Here is a 25610-nt window from a genome sequence, read left to right as displayed (position 1 = left end):
GGCCGCGAAAGCCGCGCACGCTTCGGCGCCCGCGGCGGCGGGCATCGCGCAGCCGCAGCCGGCCGAGGCACCGTGGACCTATGCGGTCGACCAGATCAGCATCAAGCAAGCCAGTCTCGCGCTGCGCGACGAGCTTGCCGCTTCCGGGCCAGGCACGCTGGCGCTCGGACCGCTGGACGCCGAAGTCGCGGGCCTGTCCGGCGACAGCGACAAGCCTGCCAAGGTACAGGCCAAGCTGGCGCTGGGCGAGGGGCAAAGCCTCAGCCACGAAGGTGAACTGACGCTGCGTTCCGGCACCATGGCCGGCACGCTGCAGGCCAGCGGCGTCAGGCCGCAAGGATTTGCCGCGTGGTGGCCGCCCGAGCTGCGCACCAAGCTCGGCGATACCGCCGTCAACGCCGAACTGCACTACAAGATGGCCTGGGGCGGCCCCGCCTTTGCGTTCTCGCTGGACAAGTCCCGCGTGGAGCTGGCGCCGCTTTACCTGAGCACGCGCGAACCGGTCACGGTACCTGCATTGGCCACCGGCGGCGCTGCGGCCGGCAATGCCGCGGCCAACAATGCCGCAGCCAGCAATGCCGCCAGCAATGCCGCCGACAATGCCCGCCGGCGCGATGCGCGCCGCGCCCGTGGACGCGACAGTGACAGCGACACTGCCAACCTGCCGGTCATGCGTGCCGAGCGCGTGGCGCTCGACGACATCGCGTTCGATCTCGCCGGCCATACCTTCCAGGCCGGCCAATTGGTGGTGGCCAAGCCGCAGGTGGCGCTCACGCGCGATTACCGCGGCCAGCTGCTCGAGAGCGCGCGCCTGTGGGCGGCGCAGTCCGAACAGAAGGCAAGCCAGCGCACGGCCGTCGCCACGGCCAAGACCGTCCAGCCGGAGAGCGCGCCGGCGGCCAGGTCACTGCCGTGGAAGGCGCAGCTCGGCAAGTTCTCGCTCGATGGGGGCGAGGTGCGCGTGACGGACTACGAGCCGGCCGTCGCCAACCGCGACCGACCTGTCATCCACCAGTACCGCAACGTGAGCCTGGCCACCGGCATGCTGCAGTGGCCCATGGCCGGCGGCGCGATTCCGCTCAAGCTCAAGGCCGAGACCGGCCGCCGCGGCGTGCTGGCCCTGGATGGCACCATGCTGCCCACGGTGCCGGCCGTGCAGCTGCAACTGGACCTGCGCGAGATCGACCTGGCACCGATGCAGCCCTACCTGGCCGACCGCTTCAACGCCGCGCTGCGCGGCGGCACCGCGACCGTGAAGGGCCGCCTGGGCGTGGATGCGCCAAGCGGCAAGCCGATTGCCGCGCGCTTCGCCGGCAATGCGCTGCTCGGCAATGTGCGCAGCGTGGACCGCGTGACCGGCGACGATTTCCTGCGCTGGCGCTCGCTGGCGGTCAACGGCATCGACTTCGCCATGGACGAGTCGAAGGGGCCGGTGAAGGTGGGCGTGGGCAGCGTGGCGCTGTCCGACTTTTACGCGCGCGTGATCCTCAACGCCAATGGCCGGCTGAACCTGCAGGATGTCCTGGCCGGCGGCGCCGCCAAAGGCGAAGCCGCGCCGAGCACCAGCCTGACGCAGGCCAGCCCGGCCTCTGCGCCTGCCGCCGCTCCCGCTCCGGCGCCCGCCGCCGCCAGGGCGGCTGCCAAGCCGCAGGTCCGCATCGGTGGCGTGACGGTGGAGAAGGGCAACATCAATTTCTCGGACTTCTTCGTCAAGCCCAACTACTCGGCCAACCTGACCGATATGAAGGGCTCGGTCTCCAAGGTCACATCGACCGATCCGGCCCCCGCCGACCTGACCCTGGCCGGGCGCATCGATGACGATGCCCCGGTCACGATCGACGGCAAGCTCAACCCGCTGGCCGACCAGCTCTACCTCGACATCGCCGCCAAGGCCGCCGGCGTGGAACTGACGCGCCTCACCCCGTACGCGACCAAGTACGCCGGCTATCCGATCACCAAGGGCAAGCTCACGGTGGATGTGGCGTACAAGATCGAGAACGGCAAGCTGGACGCGCGCAACCATCTCTACCTGGACCAGCTCACCTTCGGCGACAAGGTCGACAGCCCCACCGCGACCAAGCTGCCGGTGCTGCTGGCGGTTTCGCTGCTGAAGGACCGCAACGGCGTGATCGACATCAACCTGCCGGTGTCGGGCTCGCTGTCCGATCCGCAGTTCAGCATCGGCGGGGTGATCGCGCGGGTCATCGTCAACCTGCTGACCAAGGCCATCACCTCGCCGTTTTCGCTGATCGCCTCGGCCTTCGGTGGCGGCGGCGGCGACGAACTGGGCTACGTGGAATTCCCACCTGGCACCGCCACGCTGACGCCGGCGGCCAAGGAGAAGATCGCCACGCTCGGCAAGGCGCTGGCCGACCGCCCCGCGCTACGGCTGGAGATCAGCGGCCGCATCGATCCGGCCACCGACATGGCCGGCGCTCGCCGGGCCTGGCTCGACGCGCGCGTGGCCGAGCAGAAGGCACGCGACCTGCGCACCAGTGCCCGCGAGGGAGCGGTGGCCGAAGAGAATGAGGAGGGCGAGCAGGGTGCCAAGGTGACGGTGTCGGCGCAGGAATATCCGAAGTACCTGGAGGCGGTCTACAAGCGCGAATCGTTCAAGAAGCCGCGCAACATGATCGGCCTGTCCAAGTCGCTGCCGCCTCAGGAGATGGAAAAGCTGCTGCTCGACAATGCACCGGTGACCGATGTGGAACTGCGGCAACTCGCCGAGCAGCGTGCGCTGGCGGTCAAGCAGGCGCTGGAACGCGATGCCAAGGTACCGGACAGCCACCTGTTCCTGACCGCCCCCAAGCTCAGCGCCGAGGGCATCAAGGACAAAGGCGCGCCCAACCGGGTCGACTTCGCCATCCGCCAGTAGGGCCGGCAAGGCAGCAGCGCACCCGGCGCCACGGGCCGGCGGCGCAAGCCGCTGCCGGCCAAAAGCTTGTATGATCTGGCCCGGAATGGAAAACAGGAGTGCGTTTTGCTGCAGGAAGTCGTTGCCTACAAGACCTGGGTTTGCCTGATTTGCGGCTGGGTCTATGACGAAGAACAGGGATGGCCGGAAGACGGCATTGCCCCCGGCACGCGCTGGGAAGAGATTCCGGAAGACTGGCGCTGCCCCGAATGTGACGTGGGCAAGGGCGAGTTCGCGATGATCGAGATCTGAGCCGGAAGGCTCAGGCAAGGCCGTGGAGCGTAGCGCCTGACGCCTGGCATTGGTGTCCGGCGTGCGGCGCCCGGCCGCCGGCGGGCGGCTCAGTGACGCTGCCTCAGTGACGCTGCAATTCCTTGCAGATACCGCCGCGCCGCCTGCGTCCGGCACAGCGGCGATAGCGCATGCGATACGGATGGCTGCAGCGCCAGATCGCGGCGCCGACGGTGACCAGCAACAAAGTCACCATGATGGTGGCCAGCAGCCCAAGCGTCATCGCGGCCTCCTTTCCACAGTCAGCCCGCAGTTCCCTCGAACGCGCAATGCGTCGGGCAGTGCTCAGATGAGCAGTGGCAGCGCCTCGAGCAGGGCCACCGCCAGCAGGGCTCCGAAGATCGCGCCGGCCGCGCGGCAACTGATGCGCAAAGCCCGGGCCGTGAACGGAATCCCGCCGAAGGCGATCATGCCAACCAGCGCCATCGGGATCAGAAATACAAGATCATGTGACGTGAAGTGCAGCACGGCTGTCTCCTGTCTCTCTCCTTGTTGTTCCAGTATAGAAAGTGTCGGCGGTACGCCAAGCCCGATCGCGTCGGGGTTGTCACCTAAGCGGCACGCGGCACCCGCGCGCACGGTTGGCGCGGCAATTCATTGTGCGCTCCGCAATTCTTCCTTTTCGCGCCGCAGAAGGGCGCCAGGGCAATGGAAGGCGCGGCCTTGCTGCGCTGCCTCATAACTTGTCCTTGTCGTCCGCGTAAAAAACACCTAAAAATTGGTCAGGCCACTTTACCTTCAGGCCTGAACGGATTCCCGGGAGTTGCGCGCCGACATGCCCCTGCAGCAGATCGAACCCCGCCGCCTGTACCGCCAGATCGCCGACCAGCTGCGCCGGCTGATCGAGAACGGCGAATTCCCGGTCGGCTCGCGCCTGCCGCCCGAGCGTGACCTTGCCGCCCAGCTCGGCGTGTCGCGCCCGTCGGTGCGCGAAGCGCTGATCGCGCTCGAGGTGGAGGGGCTGGTCGAAGTGCGCATGGGCTCGGGTATCTATGCCTGCCCACCCGAGCGCGCGCGCGCCGCCAGCGTGGTGGCCGAGCCGCCGCTGGACGTGATCCGCGCGCGCCAGACCATCGAGGGCGAGATGGCGGCCAACGCCGCGCGCCACGCCACGCCGGCGCTGCTGGCCGCGCTCGAAGAGGCCATCGCCATCATGGAAGACGAAGCCGGCAGCGGACACATCCCGGCCAAGGGTGACCGCCTGTTCCACCTGCGCATCGCCGAAGTCTCCGGCAATGCCGTGCTGCAGCGCATGGTGGCCGAGCTGTTCGACGAGCGCCATAACCCGCTCTTCGCCCGCTTCGGCAGTCATTTCGAGAACGAAGCGAGCTGGCGCGCGGCCATCGCCGAACACCGCGCGGTGGTTGCCGCGATCGCCGCGGCATCGCCCGACGCCGCGCGCGACGCCATGTGCGAGCACCTCGAAGCCTCGCACGGGCGCTTCTATGCGGCATGGCCCGGCGCCGCGCCCGTCGCCGGCGATGCCGCGCCGGCGCCCTCCCCCAATTCGCGGCGCAAGCCGCGCAAGCCTGCCAAGGAGTCGTGATGTCGCTGGTCTGCCATATCCACGGAAGCGAAGACCTGCGCTTCTCCCATGTCGATCCCGCCGCCCCCGGCCCACACGAAGTGGAAGTGCGCCTTGGCGCAGCCGGCATCTGTGGCTCCGACCTGCACTACTATTTCCACGGCAAGGTCGGGGCCTTCGTGATCCGCGAGCCGCTGACGCCGGGCCATGAGGCCGCCGGCACCGTCGCCCGCGTCGGCAGCGCCGTCACGCGCGTGGCGCCCGGCGACAAGGTGGCGATCAATCCCTCGCACGCCTGCGGCCAGTGCGACTACTGCCGCCTCGGGAGCGACAACCTCTGCCGCGGCATGCGCTTTCTCGGCAGCGCCAGCGTCTACCCGCACGTGCAGGGCATGTTCCGCGAGCACTTCCTGATGCACGAGCGGCAACTCACGCCGGTGGATGCCGATATCTCGCTGGGCGAACTGGCCTTCGCCGAACCGCTCTCCGTCGCGCTGCACGGTGTCAACCGTGCCGGCGAACTGCTCGGCAAGACCGTGCTCGTGACCGGCGGCGGCACCATCGGCAGCCTGGTGGTGATGGCCGCGCGCCTGGCCGGCGCGGCGCGCATCATCGCCTGCGATATCGCCGACCGCCCGCTCGAGGTGGCGCGCAGCGTGGGCGCGGACGAGGGCATCCGCACCGACCAGGCCGACCCGCAAGCGCTGCGCGAACTCGCCGACGTCTGCCTCGAAGCCGCCGGCAGCGCCGCCGCGCTAGGCACCTGCCTCGCCGCCGCGCGGCGCGGCGCGCGCATCGTGCAGATCGGCACCCTGAGCGCCGAGGGCCTGCACTTTCCCGCCAACGACATCATGGCGCGCGAGCTGGACTATGTCGGCGCGTTCCGCTTCGGGCGCGAGTTCGACTGGGCGGTGCGCTATCTCACGCAGCGCCGGGTCGACGTGCGGCCGCTGCTGTCGGCGCAGCTGCCGCTGGCGCAGGCCGTCGAAGCATTCAGGCTGGCCGCCGACAAGACCCGCAGCACCAAGGTGCAACTCACCACCGCATCGATGCAGCAAACCTGAGCAGACCCGAGCAGACCTGAGCAGACCCGAGTGCCGCAGCGCATCCGCAAGAGAGCGCGCGGCCATACCCAACGAAAAGGAGACCGAGCATGAAGCCATTTTCCCTGCGCCTGCCTTCCACCCTGCTGCCCGCGGCCATGCTGCTGGCGGCCTGCGCGGCCACGCTCGCATGCGGCAGCGCGCTGGCCCAGACCAAGCTCAAGTGGGCGCACGTCTATGAAACCTCCGAGCCCTTCCACAAGTGGTCGGTGTGGGCCGCCGAGGAAATCAGGAAACGCAGCAACGGCCGGTACCAGATCGATGTCTTCCCCGCCTCGCAGCTCGGCAAGGAGAACGACATCAACCAGGGCCTGGCGATGGGCACGGTGGACATCATCATCTCGGGCTCCAGCTTCGCCGCCAAGTCGTTCCCGCGCATCGGCGTGACCTACTACCCCTACACCTTCCGCGACGCCAGCCACCTGCTGGCCTATACCAGGAGCGACATCTACAAGGAACTCACGCGCGGCTACGAGGAGAAGTCCGGTAACCATATCGTCGCCACCACCTACTACGGCACGCGCGAGTCCACCTCCAACAAGCCCTTCTCGCACTGCACCGAGATGAAGGGCCTGAAGATGCGCGTGCCCGATGTGCCGGCCTACCTGGCCATGCCGCGCGCGTGCGGCGTCAATACCTCGCCGATCGCCTTCGCCGAGGTCTACCTTGCCCTGCAGAACGGCACGGTCGAGGCGCAGGAGAACCCGCTCACCACGATCGAAGCGAAGAAGTTCTACGAGGTACAGAAGTACATCGTGATGACGGGCCACATCGTGGACCACCTCAACACCGTGATCTCCGGCGGCCTGTGGAAGAAGCTCCCCGAGGCCGACCGCAAGATGTTCACCGACGTCGCGCAGGAAGCCGCCACGCGCGCCACCGCCGACGTGGTCGCGCGCGAGAAGGAGCTGGTGTCGGTGTTCAAGCAGAAGGGCCTGAGCGTGACGGAGATCAGCGTGCCGGAGTACCGCGAGGCGGTGCTCAAGAACGTGAGCTTCGAATCGCAGGGCTATCGCAAGGCCGACTGGGAAAAGATCCAGGCGGTGCATTGAGGCTGGCATGCGCCGGAGCGCCGCGGCAAGGAACGCGGCGGGAAACGCGGCAGGAAACGCGGAAGAGGGCGCCCGGGCTGCCGCGTGTCGTCGCCCCTCTCCCGCACAGTGGGAGCGGGGCGACGACACATCGCCCGCGAGTCATCCGGGCAGAAGTCGATTGATCGCACACCAGACGCAGGCCAGCACCAATCATTCGCGGAGCACACCGATGGAAATGCAATCCAGGATCACGGCCGATGCGCCGGCGCAGCCCGCGCCGCCGGACGGCACGCCGCACATGGCTTCGGTCGAGGAGCTTGTGCACAGCTTCGAGGAGGCCGACGGGCAGCCGGTGGACCTGAGCGGCTACGCCGCCGAGGACTGGTTCACGCTCGGCCTGTTCTGGCTGATGACGGTCCTGGTCTTCCTGCAGTTCTTCACGCGCTACGTGATGAACGATTCGCTGGCCTGGACCGAAGAACTGGCCACCTACTGCCTGATCGGCGTGGTATTCGCCGGCGCCGCGATGTGCGTGCGCAAGAGCCGGCATATCCAGGTGGACCTGCTGTACCGCTACCTGCCGCAGCGCCTGGCGCGCGTGCTGTCGACCCTGGTCGATCTCGTGCGCACCGCTTTTCTCGCCTACGCCGGCTGGCTGGTCTGGCGCTACATCCTGGTGGTGGGCGACGAGCCGATGACCACCATCGAGTGGAGCAAGAGCTGGGTCTATTACCTCGTCCTGGCCGGCTTCATGCTGATGTTCCTGCGCTCCTGCCAGGTGTGCTGGCAGAACTGGACGCAGGGCTATTCCATCCTGGAGCGCCCCGAGGCGTTCGAGACCATCGACGACTAACCGGGAGCGCGCCTCCATGTGGCTCCTGATAGTTTCCTTCCTGCTGCTGATGCTGCTGGGCCTGCCGGTCGCGATCTCGATGGCGGTGGCGTCGCTGCTCTACATCTGGGCTTCCGGCACCGCGCCGGACGTCATACTGGCGCAGCGCATGATCGCCGGCGTGGAGAGCTTCCCGCTGCTGGCCGTACCCTTCTTCATCCTGGCCGGCAACCTGATGAACGTGGCCGGCATCACCGGGCGCATCTACAACTTCGCCGTGGCGCTGGTGGGGTGGATGCGCGGCGGCCTGGGCCATGTCAACATCATCGGTTCGGTGATCTTCTCCGGCATGTCGGGCACCGCCATCGCCGATGCGGCCGGCCTCGGCACCATCGAGATCAAGGCCATGAAGGACCACGGCTACGAGACCGAGTTCGCGGTCGGCGTGACGGCCGCGTCGGCCACGCTCGGGCCCATCATCCCGCCGTCGCTGCCGTTCGTGATCTACGGCATGATGGCCAATGTCTCGATCGGCTCGCTGTTCCTGGCCGGCATCGTGCCCGGGCTGGTGCTGACGCTGTTCATGATGGGCACGGTGGCTTGGTTCGCCCACCGCCGCGGCTGGGGCAGCGACACGCCGTTCTCGTGGAAGCTGCTGGCCAATGCCAGCATCGAAGTGGCGGTGGTGCTGGCGTTCCCGCTGGCGATCTGGCTGATGACGCGCTTCGGCGTCTCCACCAACGTGGCGGCGATGAGCGCGCTGGTTGTGCTGCTGGCGCTCGACTGGTACTTCGATTTCTCCGCCGTGATGGCGCTGATGGCGCCGGTGATCCTGATCGGCGGCATGACGCTGGGCTGGTTCACGCCGACCGAGGCCGCGGTGGCGGCGGTGATCTGGGCGCTCTTCCTCGGGCTCGTGCGCTACCGTTCCATGACGCTGCGCTCGCTCGCCAAGGCCACGCTCGATACCATCGAGACCACCGCCTCGGTGCTGTTCATCGTCACCGCGGCGTCGATCTTCGCCTGGCTGCTGACGACCAGCCAGGCGGCGCAGATGCTGACCGACGCCATCCTCGGCTTCACCCACAACAAATGGGTGTTCCTGCTGCTCGCCAACGTGCTGATCCTGCTGGTGGGCTGCTTTATCGACACCACCGCCGCCATCACCATCCTGGTGCCGATCCTGCTGCCCATCGTGCTCAAGCTCGGCATCGACCCGATCCACTTCGGGCTGGTGATGACGCTCAACCTGATGATCGGCCTGCTGCACCCGCCGCTGGGCATGGTGCTGTTCGTGCTCGCGCGCGTGGCCAAGCTCTCGGTGGAGCGCACCACGGTGGCCATCCTGCCGTGGCTGGTGCCACTGTTCCTGACGCTGATCGCCATCACCTACGTGCCTGAGATCACCCTGTGGCTGCCCAACCTGGTGGGCAGCAAATGAGCGCCGCCACGATCGTCCAGGTAGAGCTGCTGCAGGTGGACCTGCCGCCGCGCGTGCCGCGCTCCGACGCCATCCAGTCCTTCGTCACGCAGGAAACGCCGATGGTGCGCATCCGCTGCGACGACGGCTCCGAAGGCACCGGCTACGCCTACACCATCGGCACCGGCGGCTCGTCGGTCATGGCGCTGCTGCGCGATCACCTGGCGCCGCGCCTGATCGGCCGCGATCCCGCCCATATCGAGGCGATCTGGCGCGATCTCCTGTTCGCCACCCACGCGACCTCGGTGGGCGCCATCACCAGCCTGGCGCTGGCGGCCATCGACACCGCGCTGTGGGACTGGCGCTGCCGCCGCGATGCGCAGCCGCTCTGGCTCGCCGCCGGGGGCGCGCAGCAGCGCGTGCCGGTCTACACCACCGAAGGCGGCTGGCTGCACCTTGACGCCGGCACGCTGGTCAGCGAAGCCGTGGCCGCCCGCGAGGCGGGCTTTCGCGGTGCCAAGCTGAAGGTAGGCCACGCGCGCGCCAGCGACGACGTGGCGCGGCTGGCCGCCGTGCGCGAAGCGGTGGGCGACAGCTTCGAGCTGATGGTGGATGCCAACCAGTGCTTCACCGCGGCGGAAGCCATCCGGCGCGCGCCGCATTTCGAGGCCATCGGCATCGCCTGGTTCGAGGAGCCGCTGCCGGCCGAGGATGTCGGCGGCCATGCGCGCCTGGCCGCCGCCACCACGGTGCCGGTGGCGGTGGGAGAGTCGCTGTACTCGCCCGGCCAGTTTGCCGAGTACGTCCGCCAGGGCGCCTGCGGCATCGTGCAGGCCGATGTGGCGCGCATCGGCGGCATCACGCCGTGGCTCAAGGTGGCGCACCTGGCCGAAGCCCACAACATGGCGATCTGCCCGCATTTCCTCATGGAGCTGCACGTGTCGCTGTGCGCCGCGGTGCCGAACGCGGCCTGGGTGGAGTACATCCCGCAACTGGACGACATCGCCGCCAGCCGCGTGCGCATCGAAGCGGGCCATGCCATGGCGCCAGACACGCCGGGGCTGGGCATCGAGTGGGACTGGGGCGAGATCGCGCGCCGCACGGTGGCGCGGGCGCTGGTTTCCTGATTGTCTTTGCCGGCCGCCGGCCGGAAACCTGGATGGAGAACGACAGATGAGCCAACGACTCGCGGGCAAGCTTGCCCTGGTGACTGCAGCGGGGCAGGGCATCGGCCGCGCCACCGCCGAAGCCTTCCTGCGCGAAGGCGCGCGCGTGATTGCCGCTGACATCGACGAGGCCGCGGTCGAAGCCTTGTCGGTGCTGCCGGGATGCACCGCGCTGCGACTGGACGTGACCGACGCCGCTGCCGTGCGGGCCGTGGCCAGCCAGGCCGGCGCGCTCGACATCCTGTTCAACGGCGCGGGCTTCGTGCACCACGGCACCATCCTCGAGTGCGACGAGGCCGCCTTCGATTTCTCGGTGAACCTGAACGTGCGCGCCATGTACAGCATGATGCGCGCCTTCCTGCCGGCCATGGTGGCGCGGCGGCACGGCTCCATCATCAACATGGCGTCGGTGGCCGGCAGCATCAAGGGCGCGCCCAGCCGCTTTGTCTACGGCGCCACCAAGGCGGCGGTGATCGGCATGACCAAGGCGGTGGCGGCGGACTACGTCGGGCACGGCATCCGCTGCAACGCGATCTGCCCCGGCACCGTGGAATCGCCCTCGCTGCGCCAGCGCATCGCGGACCAGGCCGCCGCCGGCGGCAAGAGCCTGGCCGAGGTGGAAGCCGCCTTCGTGGCGCGCCAGCCAATGGGGCGCATCGGCAGCGCGGCCGAGATCGCCGCGCTGGCGGTGTACCTCGGCTCGGACGAGTCCGCCTTCACCACCGGCACGGCGCAGGTGATCGATGGCGGCTGGTCGAACTGAGACGGGGCCCACATGCCTTCTGCAAGCCAATCCAGTCTTCCCGCCGCACCCACGGTCATCCGCATCCATCCCGCCGACGATATCGTGATCGCCTGCCGGCAGCTGGTGCCCGGCACCGTCATCGCCTCCGAAGGCGTGACCGTGGCGGCGCTGGTGCCGCCCGGCCACAAGCTTGCCGTGCGCGCCATCGGCACCGGCGAGCCGGTGCGCCGCTATAACCAGATCATCGGCTTTGCGCGCCAGCCCATCGCGCCGGGGCAGCATGTGCATACTCACAACCTGGCGATGGGCGAGTTCGCGCGTGATCATGCCGCGGGCGCCGACGCGCATGCGACCGCCTACGTCGACACGCCGGCCAGTTTCGACGGCATCGTGCGCGCCGATGGCAGCGTGGCCACGCGCAACTACATCGGCATCCTGACCTCGGTGAACTGCTCGGCCACGGTAGCGCGCGCGATTGCCGATCATTTCCGCCGCGACATCCGTCCCGGGGCGCTGGCGCCGTTTCCCAACGTAGACGGCGTGGTGGCGCTGACACATGGCGCAGGATGCGCCACGGACAGCGAGGGCGAGAACCTGCGCGTGCTGCGCCGCACGCTGGCAGGCTATGCGCGCCATCCCAACTTCGCCGCGGTGCTGGTGGTGGGGCTGGGCTGCGAGACCAACCAGATCGACGGCCTGCTGGCCGAAGAAAGCCTGGCCGGCGCCGGCGCGCGCCTGCATGCCTTCAATATCCAGGACAGCGGCGGCACCGTCGGCGCGGTGGCGCGCGGCGTGTCCATCGTGCAGGAGCTGCTCGCGGATGTCGACCGCGTGCACAGGCAAGCCGTCTGCGCCAGCCACCTCACCGTGGGCCTGCAATGCGGAGGCTCGGACGGCTACTCCGGCCTGACCGCCAACCCCGCGCTGGGCGCGGCGGTGGACCTGCTGGTGCGCCACGGCGGCGCGGCGATCCTGTCGGAGACGCCCGAGATCTATGGCGCCGAGCACCTGCTGACGCGCCGCGCCGTGTCGCCGGCGGTGGCCGGGCGCCTGCTCGCGCGCATCCGCTGGTGGGAGGACTACTGCGCGCGCAACCAGGGCAGCATGGACAACAACCCGTCGGCCGGCAACAAGGCCGGCGGGCTCACCACCATCCTGGAAAAGTCGCTCGGCGCGGTGGCCAAGAGCGGTACCACCAACCTGGTGGAGGTCTACGAGTTCGCGCAGGCGGTCACGGCGCGGGGCCTGGTGTTCATGGATACGCCGGGCTACGACCCGGTCTCGGCCACCGGGCAGGTGGCCGGTGGCGCCAACCTGATCTGCTTCACCACCGGGCGCGGCTCGGCGTACGGCTGCGCGCCGTCGCCTTCGCTCAAGCTGGCCACCAACAGCGCACTGTGGCAGCGGCAGGCCGCCGATATCGATATCAACTGCGGCGATATCGTCGACGGCGGCGCCACCATCGCCGGCAAGGGCGAGGAGATCTTCCGGCTGATGCTGGCCACGGCGTCGGGGCGCAAGACCAAGAGCGAGCTGCACGGCTACGGGCAGAACGAGTTCGTGCCATGGTCGCTCGGCGCGGTCATGTAGGGCAGCAAGCCCAGGGCAGGGACGAAACGAGGAAGGCAGCACCGACACCAGGAGACAGCATGAAGATCACCGCCGCGCGCGTCATCGTATGCAGCCCGGGACGCAATTTCGTGACGCTGAAGATCGAGACCGACGACGGCCTCACCGGCATCGGCGATGCCACGCTCAACGGCCGGGAACTGGCCGTGGCGAGCTATCTGGAAGAACACGTCATCCCGTGCCTGATCGGGCGCGACCCGCATCAGGTGGAAGACATCTGGCAGTACCTGTATCGCGGTGCGTACTGGCGGCGCGGGCCGGTCACCATGAGCGCGATCGCGGCGGTGGACACCGCGCTGTGGGACATCAAGGCCAAGGCCGCGGGCCTGCCGCTGTACCAGTTGCTGGGCGGCAAGAGCCGCACCGGCGTGATGGTGTACGGCCACGCCAACGGCAGCGATATCGAAGCGACCGTGGACGAGGTGCTGCGCTACAAGGAAATGGGCTACCGCGCGGTGCGCGCGCAATCCGGCGTGCCGGGGCTGAACAAGGTGTACGGCGTATCGGGCGACCGCCTGTTCTACGAGCCGGCCGATGGCTCGCTGCCGTCCGAACACGACTGGAGCACCGAGCGCTACCTGGACCACACCCCGCGCCTGTTCGAGAAGGTGCGCGACGCGGTGGGCTGGGACCTGCACCTGCTGCACGACGTGCACCACCGCCTCACGCCGATCGAGGCCGGCCGGCTCGGCAAGTCGCTGGAGCCCTTCCGCCTGTTCTGGATGGAAGACGCCACGCCCGCCGAGCATCAGGAGAGCTTCCGCCTGATCCGCCAGCACACCACCACGCCGCTGGCGGTGGGCGAGGTATTCAATACCATCTGGGACTGCAAGACGCTGATCCAGGAGCAGCTGATCGACTACATCCGCGCCACCGTGGTCCATGCGGGCGGCATCACGCACCTGCGCCGCATCGCTGACTTCGCGGCCCTGCATCAGGTGCGTACCGGCTCGCACGGCGCCACCGACTTGTCGCCGGTGTGCATGGGCGCCGCGCTGCATTTCGACCTGTGGGTGCCCAACTTCGGCATCCAGGAATACATGCGCCACAGCGAGGAGACCGACGCCGTGTTTCCCCACGCGTACACCTTCGCCAAGGGCATGCTCTATCCCGGCGACGTGCCGGGCCACGGCGTGGAGATCGACGAGGCGCTCGCCGCGAAGTATCCGTACCAGCGCGCCTACCTGCCGGTCAACCGGCTTGCCCATGACGGCACGCTATGGCACTGGTAGACAGGAGCAGGCCGATCATGAGCACGCCGCGGCTTCATCCCGCCACGCTCGCGCAATTGCCGCCGGAGGTGGTGCGCCCGGGCTATCCTCGCGAGCGCCTGCGCGGCGGCATCGTCCATCTCGGCATCGGCGCGTTTCATCGCGCCCACCAGGCGGTGGTGAACGAGGCCGCGCTGCAGGCCGGCACGGCGGACCCGGACCCGGACCCGGACCCGGACGCGCTCGCCTGGGGCATCGTCGGCGTATCGCTGCGCCAGCCAGATACGCATGACGCGCTCGCGCCGCAGCAGGGCCTGTACACGCTGGCCTTGCGCGGCGTCGACGAACGCGGCGATGCCTTCGAGCGGCTGCAGGTCATCGGCGGCGTGATCGCGGTGCTGGTGGCCCCGGCCGATCCCGGCGCGGTGCTGGAGCGCATTGCCCATCCCGATGCGCGCATCGTCACGCTGACGGTGACGGAAAAAGGCTACTGCCACGCGCCCGCCAGCGGCATGCTGAACTTCGACGACCCCGGCATCACGCACGATCTGCAGCACGCGGACGCGCCGGTCACCGCCATCGGCTATCTCGCGCGCGGCCTGCAGCGGCGCATGGCGCGCGGGTTGCCGCCGCTGACGCTGCTCTCGTGCGACAACATTGCCGCCAACGGTGACACGCTGCGCAGCTTGTTGCTGGCCTTCTGCGCACGCGTGGACGGCGCGCTGCACGACTGGGTGGCGCGGCGCTGCGGGTTCCCCAATGCGATGGTCGACCGCATCGTGCCGCGGACCACGCCGCGCGACGCCGCGCGCATCAGCGCGGCGCTCGGCGTGGCGGATGCATGGCCGGTGGTGGGCGAGCCGTTCCTGCAATGGGTGATGGAAGACCGCTTCGTGGCGGGCCGGCCGCGCTGGGAAGCCGGCGGCGCTCAGTTCGTCGAGCGTGCCCGGCCGTTCGAGACGCTCAAGCACCGGCTCGTCAACGGCAGCCATTCCACCATGGCTTATCTCGGCATGGTGGCGGGGTGGCCGACCATCGACCGTGTCGTCGCCGAGCCTGCCATGCGGGCGCTGGTGCGCGAGACGATGGCGCAGGAGATGCTGCCGACCCTGCCGCCGCTGCCCGGGCTCGATACCGCCGCTTACCGGCGCGAATTGCTGGTCCGCTTCGCCAATCCCGCGTTGCAGCACAGGACTGGCCAGATCGCCATGGACGGCTCGCAGAAGATCCCGCAGCGCCTGCTCGCGCCGATCCGCGACCGCTTGCTGGCCGGCGCGCCGTTCGCGCGGCTGGCGCTCGGCGTGGCGGCCTGGCTGCATTTCCTCGACGGCCGCGACGAGCACGGCGCGACCTACGCGATCGACGATCCGCTGGCGCCCGCGCTGCGCGCGCTGCTGGCGGGGGCGCACGCGCGGGCCGCGCAGGTCGACGGCGCCGCGGCGCGCGAACGCGCCCGTATCGAGGCCATCACGGCGTTCGCCCCGGTCTTCGGCGAGCTTGCCGGCTCGGAAGTCTTCGTCGAGGCACTTGCACGGCATACGCGCAGTCTGCGCGAACTTGGCGTGCTCGCCACCGTCGAGGCGATCAACGGCTGAACGCCCCCGCCAAGTATCTGCCTTGCCACATGCGTACGGGGCCGCTCACATCGCCACACCCGTGCGCGTTGCGCGTAGTCCACCACACGCACATTTTTGCGCGCTTGCAGTCTAACTAACAGGCCCGCGTATCCTATGCTGAGCAAATATGCAGGCCAGGCCGGCAAGCGGGCCGCGGCACTGGCGGCAGCGCTACTGAGGCGCAACTGCAGCGCAAACTGCAGCGCAAATGCAGCAAACCAGTATCCGGAGGTGGCTATGGAACTTCACATGCAATCGCACCACTACGTGCGCCGTTTGCCTGACTGGATGGCGGCGGCGGTGTCCGGGCTGGCGGCCGGGGCGCTGCTGATGGTCGTCGAGCTGTTCTGGTCCACCATGGTGGCCGGCGTCAACCCGTGGGGCACCACGCGCATGATCGCTGCCATCGTCATGGGTCCGGAAGTGCTGCAGACCTCGCTGTTCAGCGTAAGCACGGTGACGGCGGCACTGGTGATCCACTTCGTGCTGGGCGCGGTGCTCGGCATGATCCTGGCGGCCATCATCGCGCCGTTCCACCTGGACTCCAGCATCGGCATGGTGCTGCTGACCGGGGCGGCCTTCGGGCTGGTGGTCTACCTGCTGAACTTCTACGGCATGACGCGCTTCTTCGCCTGGTTTGCCGATGCGCGCGGCTGGCACACGCTGGTGGGCCACATGATCTTCGGGATGACCGCGGCCATCGCCTACTGGAAGCTCGAAAACAAGGATGTATCGCACTAGACACGCATTCGACAACAGCACCTGGCGCGCGATGTAGCGCGCCCACCATCACGCCCTGCGCTGCAGCAAACGCTGCGTGGCTCGCGGGGTACGCTTTGGGGTTGCGCATTGCTACTACACGGGCGGCGCGCGCCAACGGCGGCGAAGGCAGGCCCTGGCTCTCCTTCGCCGCTTTTTGTTTGCGCTTGTGGCGCACGGCGCGCAGCACGTCGGTGTGGTGGCGCACCCAAAGCGCTTTGCACGACGCCTTGCCGGTGACGGACCACATGCACTAGGCTTATCTCAGCCTTGCGCTGAGTTCGTCCTTTAGCCGTTGGCCGTGCGCAAAGGGGGGGAGGGTCGGTATGGCGCTTGCCATTGCACTCGTCGTCATCGTCGTCGCTTCGGTGCTCTTCCATTTCATGAGCCCGTGGTGGGCGACCCCGCTTGCTTCGAACTGGAAGCAGATGGACGACACGCTGACCATCACCCTGGTCATTACCGGCCTCTTCTTCGTCGTCATCAATCTCTTCGTCGGCTACATCATCTGGCGCTTCCGCCATCGCGCCGGCTCCCGCGCTGCCTACCAGCCGGAGAACCGCAAGCTCGAACTGTGGCTCACCGCGGGGACCACGCTCGGCGTGATCGCGTTGCTGGCGCCCGGGCTGTTCGTCTATGCCGAGTACGTGCGCCCGCCCGCCGACGCCATGGTGCTGGAGGTGGTGGGGCAGCAATGGCAATGGGGCTTCCGCTTCCCGGGGCAGGGCGGCCAGCTCGGTACTTCCGATGCGCGCTTCGTCTCCGGCGCCAATCCGCTGGGCGTGAACCCGGACGATCCGCGCGGGCAGGACGACATCATCGTCGCCGGCCCCGAGGTGCATCTGCCGCTGAACCGCCCGGTCAAGGTGCTGCTGCGCTCGAAGGATGTGCTGCACGACTTCTATGTGCCGCCGTTCCGCGCCCGCATGAACATGGTGCCCGGCATGGTGACGTCGTTCTGGTTTACGCCCACCAAGGTCGGTACGTTCGAGATCCTGTGCGCGCAGTTGTGCGGCGTGGGCCACTACAACATGCGCGGCAAGGTGGTGGTGGAGGAAGATGCCGCGTTCCAGGCCTGGCTGGCGCGCCAGCCCACCTTTGCCCTGACCATGCTGAAGACACCCGCGCCGGCCGCCACGGCGGGCGCGGCGGGCGTGGCCGGCGCACCTGCCGACACGCTTGCGGAGCAGGGCCGCGCGCTGGCGCAGAGCAAGGGCTGCATCGGCTGCCACAGCGTGGACGGCACCAATGGCGTGGGCCCGAGCTGGAAGGGCCTGTACGGGCGCACGGAAACGTTCGCCGACGGCAGCAGCGCCAAGGTGGACGACGGCTATCTCAAGACCGAGATCACCGAGCCGCAGGCGCGCCTCGTCAAGGGCTTCGGGCCGGTGATGCCGAAGATGCCCCTGAGCGAAGAGGAACTGAACGCGCTGATTGCCTACATCCGCGCCAATGGCGCGCAGGCCGGCGCAACGCAGGCGGGCGCTCCTTCGGGCGCCGCATCGGGCGCGGCCGCCAAGTAGCCGCGAGGAGAAACGCAATGGCATACGCCGACCACGACACCCACGGCCCCAGCAGCTTCTTCACGCGCTATATCTGGAGCCAGGACCACAAGGTGATCGCGGTGCAGTACACGCTGGTCGCCATCTTTGTCGGCCTGATCGGCGTGTTGCTGTCCAACCTGATGCGGCTGCAGCTGGGTTTCCCGGGACGTTTCAGCTTCATCGACGCCAACCGCTACTATCAGTTCGTCACCATGCACGGCATGATCATGGTGATCTACCTGCTTACGGCGCTGTTCCTCGGCGGATTCGGCAACTACCTGATCCCGCTCATGGTCGGCGCGCGCGACATGGTGTTCCCTTTCCTCAACATGCTGAGCTTCTGGGTCTACCTGGTTTCCGTGCTGGTGCTGCTGGCGAGCTTCTTCGTGCCGGGCGGGCCCACCGGGGCGGGCTGGACGCTCTATCCGCCGCAGGCCATCCTGCCGGGCACGCCGGGCTATGAGTGGGGCATCATCCTGATGCTGGTGTCGCTGCTGATCTTTATCGTGGCGGCCACCATGGGCGGCCTCAACTACGTCACCACCGTGCTGCAGGCGCGTACCGAGGGCATGACGCTGATGCGCATGCCGCTGTCGGTGTGGGGCATCTTCATGGCTACCATCCTCGCGCTGCTGGCCTTCCCGGCGCTGTTCGTGTCCGGCGTGATGATGCTGCTCGACCGCACGCTCGGCACCAGTTTCTTCATGCCGGCCATGGTGTCGATGGGCCAGCAGCTCAACTACAAGGGCGGCAGCCCGCTGCTGTTCCAGCACCTGTTCTGGTTCTTCGGCCATCCCGAGGTGTACATCGTGGCGCTGCCGGCGTTCGGCATCGTCTCCGACCTGGTCAGCGTCCATTCGCGCAAGAGCATCTTCGGCTACCGCACCATGGTCTGGGCCATCCTGGCCATCGGCGTGCTGTCGGTGGTGGTGTGGGCGCACCATATGTTCGTCAGCGGCATGAACCCGTATTTCGGTTTCTTCTTCGCCACCACCACGCTGATCATCGCCATTCCCACCGCCATCAAGGTCTATAACTGGGTGCTCACGCTGTGGCGCGCCGACATCCATTTCACGGTGCCGATGCTGTTCGCCATCGCCTTCATCAGCACCTTCGTCATTGGCGGGCTGACCGGCCTGTTCCTGGGCAATGTCAGCGTGGACATACCGCTGTCCAATACCTATTTCGTGGTCGCGCATTTCCACATGGTGATGGGCGTGTCGCCCATCCTGGTGGTGTTCGGCGGCCTCTACCACTGGTATCCCAAGGTGACCGGCCGCATGCTCAACGACACGCTGGGCCGGCTGCATTTCTGGGTGACCTTCGTCGGCACCTACGCCATCTTCTTCCCCATGCACTATCTCGGCATCCTCGGCATGCCGCGGCGCTACTACGCCTACGACAATTACGCTTTCATTCCCGAGTCGGCGCACATCATGAACGCCTATATCTCGGTCGCGGCCTTTGTCGTGGCCGCGGCGCAGCTGGTGTTCGTCTTCAACCTGGCATGGAGCGTGCGGCACGGCAGGTCGGCGGGCGCTAATCCGTGGCGCGCCGCCTCGCTCGAATGGCAGACGCCGCAGACGCCGCCCGTGCACGGCAACTGGGGGCCTGAGCTTCCGGTGGTGCATCGCTGGGCCTACGCCTACAGCGTGCCCGGCGCGAGCGAGGATTTCATCGCGCAGAACGCGCCGCCCGAGGCGGGCGGCAACGAACCCGAGCCGCATCCGAGTCACGGAGCCGTGGCATGAACGCGAACCTGATTTTCCGCAGCGATGGCGGCGGCGAGCGCGGCGGCGGCCCCGGCCCCGGCGATGTGGGCCGGCAGCGCACCGGCCCGGCTCCGGCCAGTATCGGCCTGTGGCTGTTCATGGGGGTGGTGACTTCGCTGTTCGCGCTGTTCATCACCGCATACGCCATGCGCATGGATTCACCGGACTGGCACCCGGTTGCGCTGCCCTGGCAGGTGTGGATGTCCACCGCGCTGCTGGCGGCGGGCAGCGCGGCCATGCTGGTGGCGGCGCGTGCCGCGCGCGCGGGGCGCTTCTCGCTGGCGCATCGCGCGCTGCGCTGGGGCGGCCTAGCGGCGGCCGCCTTTGTCTGCTCGCAGCTATGGGCGTGGCAGGCCTTGCTCGCCATCCACGTGATGCCGGCCAACAATCCGGCCGGCAGCTTCTTCTACCTGCTCACCGCGATGCACGGGCTGCATGTGCTGGGCGGGCTGGCCGGGTGGGCCCTGGCGATGCACGCGGCGCCGGGCGGGGCGCGCATGACGCTGCGCATCTCGCTGTGCGCGCGCTACTGGCATTTCCTGCTGGCGGTGTGGCTGGTGCTGCTGGCCGCGCTCGGCTGGCTCACGCCGGAGCTCGTGCGCTTCATCTGCGGCCGCGGCTGAGTGGTCATGGCCAACACCGAAGGAGGTGAGCCGATGTCATCGCAACCCGTTTCCTCCGCACCCGCGCAGGCGGCCATGGCTGCCCCCGCGGCGGCCGGCTTGCGCGGGCTGGTGGCAGACTGGTCGTCGGACCAGCAGGCCTTCAAGGTGTCGTGGGGCAAGGCCATGATGTGGATTTTCCTGCTGTCCGACACCTTTATCTTCAGTTGCTTCCTGACCGGCTACATGACGGTGCGGATCGCCAACACGGCGCCGTGGCCGAACCCGAGCGAGGTCTTTGGCCTGAGCATCGGCGGCACCGAAGTGCCGTTGCTGCTGATTGCCATCATGACGTTCGTGCTCATCAGCAGCAGCGGCACCATGGCGATGGCGGTGAACTTCGCCTACCGGCGCGACCGCGTCAGATGCGCGACGCTGATGTTCCTCACCGCGCTGTTCGGCGTGGCCTTCGTCTCCATGCAGGCCTTCGAATGGACCAAGCTGATCGTGCAGGAAGGCGTGCGTCCCTGGGGCAATCCGATGGGCGCGGCGCAGTTCGGCTCGACCTTCTTCATGATCACCGGCTTCCACGGCCTGCACGTGAGCTGTGGCGTGATCTACCTGCTGGTGGTGGCCACCAAGGTCCTGCGTGGGCGCTACGAGGCCAGCGGCAACTACCAGATCGTGGAGATCGCCGGGCTCTACTGGCACTTCGTGGACCTGGTGTGGGTGTTCATCTTCGCGCTGTTCTATCTCTGGTAAGGCATGTCATGGCTACGTCGACGCCGTCTTCCGCCAATCCCGCGCCCGCGGGCCATGGCGCCCAGCATGGGCAGCAGCATCCCATCGGCCTGTACCTGAAGATCTGGGGCTTGCTGTTCGTGCTGTCCACGCTGTCCTACCTGGTGGACTATTTCCATTTCGAGGGCTACCTGCGCTGGACCCTCATCCTGCTGTTCATGGCGATGAAGGCGGGCCTGATCGTGGCGGTCTTCATGCATATGGCGTGGGAGCGCATGGCGCTGATCTGCGCCATTCTGGTGCCACCGCTGTGCCTGCTGGTGCTGGTCGGCCTGATGGCCACCGAGGCGGACTACACCTTCCTGCTACGGGGCATGTTCTTCCGCTAGGGGGCCCGGCGCGGCGCGCCGGCGGTACACTTGGCGGGTTGCCGGTCACCAAGAGGACGTCATGCACCCAGCCACGGAAGCCATCCTGATCTACAACCACGGCCGCGATCCCGAGCGGCTCACGCGCAAGCTGGCCGCCATTGCCGCCGATCCCTTCGCCTTCCTGCGCGGCACCAACCATCTGTATGCCGCCGCCGTGGGCGGCGAGGCCGCCTTGATCGAAGCGCCTGTCACCTACGTCTGCGGTGACCTCCACCTGGAAAACCTCGGCAGCTTCAAGGGCGATAACGGCCTGGTCTACTTCGATCTCAACGACTTCGACGATGCGCTGGTGGCGCCGCTCACGGTGGACCTGGTGCGCCTGCTTTCCAGCCTGATGATCGCTGCGCCCCAGCTTGGCCTGTCGGACGCCGACGCGCGCGCCGGCGCTGAAGGCATGCTCGACGCCTACGCCGGCGTACTGGCCGCCGGCAAGCCGCGCTGGGTCGAGCGCGCCACCGCCACCGGCATGGTCGCCACGCTGCTGCGCCGGGTCCGGCGCCGGCGCCGCGGCGAACTGCTGGCCGAGCGCACCGTGCGCAGCGGCGGCAAGCGCCGCCTGCTGGTCGACGGCAGGCGCGCCCTGGCGCCGCTCAAAGGCGAGCGCAAGCGCGCGGCCGCCATCCTTGGCGAATTCGACCGGCAATCCGTGCATGGGCGGCTGGTTGCCGACGACACCGCGCGCCGTATCGCGGGCGTGGGCAGCCTCGGCCTGGAGCGCTACGTGGTGCTTGCCCATGCGGACGGCAACCTCGGTGCCCAGCGCCTGGTCGATATCAAGCGGGCCGCCCCCAGCGCGTGGAAGAGCATGCCGCTGCGGGCACAGCCGGGCTGGCACAGCGAAGCCGCGCGCGTGGTGCAGATCCAGCATGCCATGCAGGCGGCGTCGCCGGCGTTGCTGTCGGCCGTGGCCATGGAGTCCGCCTCCTACATCGTCAAGGGCCTCCAGCCCACCGCGGACCGCGTCAACATCGGGCCGCGCACCGCACGCGCCGATCTGCGCGAGGTGTTGCTGACGATGGCGCGCGTTGCCGCCTGGGCGCACCTGCGCGGCTGCGGGCACGAGGCCGCGGACCGCATCGAGCAGCTGCAGGAATTCGCCGCGGCCGCGCGCTGGCGGGCGCCGGTGCTGCGCCTGGCACGGCATGGGTGCGAGGTGGCGCAGGCGCAATGGAAGGCGTTTGCGCAGGACTACCGGCAAGCGCGGGGCGCCAGCGAGACGAGGGGGGCGAAGGGGACGAAGGGGGCGGGGAAGAAGGACAGCCCGGCGCGCTGACGGCGCCGGGCGGGGGAGGCGCCCGCGTGGCCGCGGGCCGCCTGGCTCAGATCTGCGTGATGAACTTGGTCACGAGATAGCCATCGAAGGTTTCCTGGCCGCCTTCGCTGCCGATGCCGGAATCCTTGATGCCGCCGAACGGCGTTTCGGCCAGGGCCATGCCGAAATGGTTGATGTTGACCATGCCGGCTTCCAGGCCGTTGGACACCAGCGTGGCGGTCTTCAGCGAGTTGGTGAACACATACGAGGCCAGGCCGAACGGCAGGCTGTTGGCGCGGCGCAGCACTTCCTCGGCGTCCTTGAAGCGGGTGACCGGCGCGACCGGGCCGAACGGCTCGTCCACCATCAGCTTGGCGTCGTCGGGCAGGTCGGTGACCACGGTGGGGGCAAAGAAGAAGCCCTTGTCGCCGATGCGCGAGCCGCCGGCGACGACCTTGCCGCCGCGCTGGCTGGCGTCGTCCAGGAACTGCTCCATCGAGGCAATGCGGCGCTCATGTGCGAGTGGGCCCATCTGGGTGCCGTCGTCCAGGCCGTCGCCGACCTTGATCGAGCCGATCACTTCGGTGAAGCGCGCCAGGAACTTGTCATAGGCCTTTTCCTGTACGTAGAAGCGCGTGGGCGATACGCACACCTGGCCGGCATTGCGCAGCTTGAAGCGGGCCAGCATCTCGGCCGCCGGCTCGATGTCGGCGTCGTCGAACACCAGCACCGGCGAGTGGCCGCCCAGCTCCATCGTCACGCGCTTCATGTGCGCGCCAGCCAGCGCGGCCAGCTGCTTGCCCACCGGCACCGAGCCGGTGAAGGAAATCTTGCGCACGATCGGCGATTCGATCAGGTAGGTGGAAATCTCGCCCGGCACGCCCCACACGATGTTCAGCACGCCCGGGGGCAGGCCTGCGTCGTGGAACAGCTGAGCCAGCGCGACCACCGCGCTGGGCGAGTCTTCCGGACCCTTGAGGATCAGCGTGCAGCCGGCGCCGACGGCCGAGACGATCTTGCGGATGGCCTGGTTGAAGGGGAAGTTCCACGGCGTGAAGGCGGCGCACACGCCGATCGGCTCGCGCACCACGATCTGGCGCACGTTGGGCTGGCGCGGGGGGATCACGCGGCCGTAGATGCGGCGGCATTCCTCGGCGTGCCATTCGGCATGCTCGGCACAGATCATGACCTCGCCCACCGCCTCGGCCAGCGGCTTGCCCTGGTCCAGCGTGATATTGCGGCCGATGTCCTTGGCGCGCTCGCGGGTCAGCTCGGCCACGCGGCGCAGTATCTTCGAGCGCTCCAGCGGCGAGGTCTTCTTCCAGCTTTCGAAGGCACGCTGCGCGGCGGCCAGCGCGCGGTCCAGGTCGGCACGGCTGGCGTGCGGCAGCTTGCCCAGCAGTTCCTGGGTGGCCGGGTTGATGACGTCCTGCTCGCGCCGGTCCCCTCCCTTGACGAATTCTCCATCGATATAGAGGGCGAGATCCTGGTACATGCCTTTCTCCTGATTGTTGTGAGCGCGGCACTTCGGGGCTGCCTGTGCCGCAGATAGGCCAGGGCGATTGCTTCCCGGGCCAGGAATTCTTGGACGAAGCCGCAAGCTTAACGCGTCGGGCGGTTATCTGCAGCACCCGGCGCGCTCCGGGCGCGGCGTGGCTGCGCCGCGCAGGCTGTCCCCGCAAGCTGGCCGATGCCACGGTGGTTCGTCCCGCTTTGCCTGGTGCTGCTGTTCTCAAATGTGGAACAGTAGTATCGTATTTGGCAACCTTTCTATAATTCCAGCAACGCGCCCCCGCCGCCAACGCTTTGCCTTTTCCGTGGATTTTCCGATGAGTGATCTCGCACAACACGACCTGCCGCTGCAAGGCGTCAGGGTGGTGGAATTCTGTACCGTCGCAGCCGGGCCCTTCTGCGGCATGCTGCTGGCCGACATGGGCGCCGAGGTGGTCAAGGTGGAGGCGCCCGACGGCGACACCTTGCGGCAATGGCCGCCACTGTCGGATGGCTACTCGGAGAACTTTGCCTCGCTCAACCGCAACAAGCAGTCAGTGGCGCTGAATCTCAAGGATCCGGCGGACCTGGCGCTGGCGCGCAGCCTGGTCCTCGACGCCGATGTGCTGATCGAGAACAACCGTCCCGGGGTGATGGAGCGGCTCGGCCTCGGCTACGCCAGCTTCCGCGAGGCAAAGCCAGGGCTGGTGTACTGCTCGGTGTCGGCCTACGGGCAGAGCGGCCCGCGCGCGGGCGAGGGCGGTTTCGACCTGACCATCCAGGCCGCCGCCGGCGTGATGAGCGTGACCGGCGAGCCCGACGGCGCGCCCGTGAAATGCGGCGTGCCGCTCGCCGATTTCGCCTCGGGCCTCTATGGCGCCTTTGCCATCTCCAGCGCGCTGGCGCGCGTGCGCGCCGGCGGGCCGGGTGCGCATATCGACGTGCCCATGTACGGCTGTACGCTGGGCATCGCCGCGCTGCAGACCAGCGAGTACTTCGGTAACGGCAAGAGCCCGGCCAAGCTCGGCTCGGCCCATCCGCGCAACGCGCCCTACCAGGCGTTCCGCGCGGCCGACGGCTACTTCGCCATTGCCGCCGGCAACCAGAAGCTGTGGCTGGAGGTGGTGCGCGTGGTGGCATTGCCGGCACTGGCGCAGGACGGCCGCTTCGCCACCACGCGCGACCGCGCCGCCAACCAGTCGGCGCTCAAGGTATTGCTGGAAGAACGCTTCGCCGAAGCCGGCGTGGACCACTGGATCGCTGCCTTCAATGCGGCCGGCGTGCCCCACGCCCGCATCAACGACTATGCCGCCGCGCTGGACGACCCGCAGGTCGAGCATATGGAGTGGGTCCGCCCGCTGACGCTGCCGGGTGGCCACCAGACGCGCACCTTTGCTTCGCCACTGCGCTTCGACGGGCATGGCCTGCCGATCCGCCGCGATCCGCCGGCGCTGGGCGAGCATAACGCCGCGGTGCGGGCGCGCTACGCCGCGCCCGCCGCCGGCACGGACGCATGAAGCGCCGAGAGGACA

General features: G+C 68.2%; 23 protein-coding genes. 20 read left to right on the top strand and 3 right to left on the bottom strand.

The features are described 5' to 3' along the window. Together AC1DKV_RS29915 and AC1DKV_RS29910 are read left to right on the top strand one after the other, a co-directional pair. Positions 1 to 2875, top strand: a 2875-nt coding sequence (locus AC1DKV_RS29915; RefSeq protein ID WP_477138647.1) for a DUF748 domain-containing protein, incomplete at its 5' end; no start/stop codon positions are given. 105 nt (positions 2876 to 2980) lie between these two features. Further along, complete coding sequence (locus AC1DKV_RS29910; RefSeq protein ID WP_441612214.1) at positions 2981 to 3166, top strand: rubredoxin; 186 nt, start codon at positions 2981 to 2983, stop codon at positions 3164 to 3166. A gap of 103 nt (positions 3167 to 3269) precedes the next feature. Here AC1DKV_RS29910 and AC1DKV_RS29905 read toward each other — a convergent pair whose 3' ends face one another. After that, positions 3270 to 3428, bottom strand: a complete 159-nt coding sequence (locus AC1DKV_RS29905) for a hypothetical protein (protein ID WP_441612215.1) — start codon at positions 3426 to 3428, stop codon at positions 3270 to 3272. A 62-nt stretch (positions 3429 to 3490) separates the two neighbouring features. Further along, a complete protein-coding gene (locus tag AC1DKV_RS29900) occupies positions 3491 to 3673 on the bottom strand; it encodes a hypothetical protein (protein WP_006163669.1) in 183 nt (60 codons plus the stop codon). 307 nt (positions 3674 to 3980) lie between these two features. Between AC1DKV_RS29900 and AC1DKV_RS29895 the strand changes: the two genes are divergently transcribed. The 17 genes from AC1DKV_RS29895 (at position 3981) to AC1DKV_RS29815 (ending at position 22608) form a co-directional block, all read left to right on the top strand. Continuing rightward, positions 3981 to 4751, top strand: a complete 771-nt coding sequence (locus AC1DKV_RS29895; protein WP_441612216.1) for a FadR/GntR family transcriptional regulator — start codon at positions 3981 to 3983, stop codon at positions 4749 to 4751. Continuing rightward, the gene (locus tag AC1DKV_RS29890; protein WP_441612217.1) at positions 4751 to 5794 is read left to right on the top strand and encodes an L-idonate 5-dehydrogenase; all 1044 of its coding nucleotides are present in this window, start codon (positions 4751 to 4753) and stop codon (positions 5792 to 5794) included. Before AC1DKV_RS29895 ends, AC1DKV_RS29890 begins: the two co-directional genes overlap by 1 nt. A gap of 89 nt (positions 5795 to 5883) precedes the next feature. After that, positions 5884 to 6885 (top strand): sialic acid TRAP transporter substrate-binding protein SiaP, encoded by a 1002-nt coding sequence (locus AC1DKV_RS29885; RefSeq protein ID WP_441612218.1) that lies wholly within the window; start codon positions 5884 to 5886, stop codon positions 6883 to 6885. Positions 6886 to 7096: 211 nt separating this feature from the next. Continuing rightward, positions 7097 to 7720 (top strand): TRAP transporter small permease, encoded by a 624-nt coding sequence (locus AC1DKV_RS29880; protein WP_441612220.1) that lies wholly within the window; start codon positions 7097 to 7099, stop codon positions 7718 to 7720. A gap of 16 nt (positions 7721 to 7736) precedes the next feature. Further along, on the top strand, positions 7737 to 9140 hold the full coding sequence (locus AC1DKV_RS29875) for a TRAP transporter large permease (RefSeq protein ID WP_477138646.1): 1404 nt from the start codon (positions 7737 to 7739) through the stop codon (positions 9138 to 9140). Beyond that, positions 9137 to 10246, top strand: coding sequence for a mandelate racemase/muconate lactonizing enzyme family protein (locus AC1DKV_RS29870; RefSeq protein ID WP_441612222.1), 1110 nt, complete (start codon positions 9137 to 9139; stop codon positions 10244 to 10246). Before AC1DKV_RS29875 ends, AC1DKV_RS29870 begins: the two co-directional genes overlap by 4 nt. 46 nt (positions 10247 to 10292) lie before the next feature. After that, positions 10293 to 11048 carry an SDR family oxidoreductase gene (locus AC1DKV_RS29865; RefSeq protein ID WP_441612223.1) on the top strand — a complete coding sequence of 252 codons (756 nt, stop codon included), beginning with the start codon at positions 10293 to 10295 and terminating at the stop codon, positions 11046 to 11048. A gap of 12 nt (positions 11049 to 11060) precedes the next feature. Further along, entirely contained in the window at positions 11061 to 12620 is a 1560-nt protein-coding gene (locus AC1DKV_RS29860; RefSeq protein ID WP_441612224.1) for a UxaA family hydrolase, read from the top strand. Between the two features lie 59 nt (positions 12621 to 12679). Beyond that, the gene (gene manD / locus AC1DKV_RS29855) at positions 12680 to 13891 is read left to right on the top strand and encodes a D-mannonate dehydratase ManD (protein ID WP_441612225.1); all 1212 of its coding nucleotides are present in this window, start codon (positions 12680 to 12682) and stop codon (positions 13889 to 13891) included. A gap of 17 nt (positions 13892 to 13908) precedes the next feature. Then, positions 13909 to 15465, top strand: coding sequence for a mannitol dehydrogenase family protein (locus AC1DKV_RS29850; RefSeq protein ID WP_441612226.1), 1557 nt, complete (start codon positions 13909 to 13911; stop codon positions 15463 to 15465). Positions 15466 to 15723: 258 nt separating this feature from the next. Further along, positions 15724 to 16227: a hypothetical protein gene (locus AC1DKV_RS29845; RefSeq protein ID WP_441643131.1), complete on the top strand. Its 504-nt coding sequence runs from the start codon at positions 15724 to 15726 to the stop codon at positions 16225 to 16227. Positions 16228 to 16571: 344 nt separating this feature from the next. Next, complete coding sequence (locus tag AC1DKV_RS29840; protein ID WP_441612228.1) at positions 16572 to 17768, top strand: c-type cytochrome; 1197 nt, start codon at positions 16572 to 16574, stop codon at positions 17766 to 17768. Between the two features lie 17 nt (positions 17769 to 17785). Next, positions 17786 to 19540: a cytochrome c oxidase subunit I gene (gene ctaD / locus AC1DKV_RS29835; protein WP_441612229.1), complete on the top strand. Its 1755-nt coding sequence runs from the start codon at positions 17786 to 17788 to the stop codon at positions 19538 to 19540. Further along, positions 19537 to 20184, top strand: coding sequence for a cytochrome c oxidase subunit 3 family protein (locus tag AC1DKV_RS29830; protein ID WP_441612230.1), 648 nt, complete (start codon positions 19537 to 19539; stop codon positions 20182 to 20184). The genes ctaD and AC1DKV_RS29830 overlap by 4 nt, the downstream gene beginning before the upstream one ends. A 33-nt stretch (positions 20185 to 20217) precedes the next feature. After that, positions 20218 to 20925: a heme-copper oxidase subunit III family protein gene (locus AC1DKV_RS29825; RefSeq protein ID WP_441612231.1), complete on the top strand. Its 708-nt coding sequence runs from the start codon at positions 20218 to 20220 to the stop codon at positions 20923 to 20925. An 8-nt stretch (positions 20926 to 20933) separates the two neighbouring features. After that, complete coding sequence (locus AC1DKV_RS29820; RefSeq protein ID WP_441612232.1) at positions 20934 to 21293, top strand: cytochrome C oxidase subunit IV family protein; 360 nt, start codon at positions 20934 to 20936, stop codon at positions 21291 to 21293. Between the two features lie 61 nt (positions 21294 to 21354). Further along, positions 21355 to 22608, top strand: a complete 1254-nt coding sequence (locus AC1DKV_RS29815) for a DUF2252 family protein (RefSeq protein ID WP_441612233.1) — start codon at positions 21355 to 21357, stop codon at positions 22606 to 22608. Positions 22609 to 22654: 46 nt separating this feature from the next. Here AC1DKV_RS29815 and AC1DKV_RS29810 read toward each other — a convergent pair whose 3' ends face one another. Next, positions 22655 to 24082, bottom strand: coding sequence for an NAD-dependent succinate-semialdehyde dehydrogenase (locus tag AC1DKV_RS29810; RefSeq protein ID WP_441612235.1), 1428 nt, complete (start codon positions 24080 to 24082; stop codon positions 22655 to 22657). A 334-nt stretch (positions 24083 to 24416) separates the two neighbouring features. Here AC1DKV_RS29810 and AC1DKV_RS29805 point away from each other — a divergent pair, with 334 nt between their 5' ends. Continuing rightward, a complete protein-coding gene (locus AC1DKV_RS29805; protein WP_441612236.1) occupies positions 24417 to 25595 on the top strand; it encodes a CaiB/BaiF CoA transferase family protein in 1179 nt (392 codons plus the stop codon). Positions 25596 to 25610 lie beyond the last annotated feature (15 nt).

The organism is Cupriavidus sp. 05T41 (genome assembly GCF_056396525.1).
Note: the sequence above shows the minus strand (reverse complement) of the source record. Positions and strands in the feature narration are given on the sequence as shown.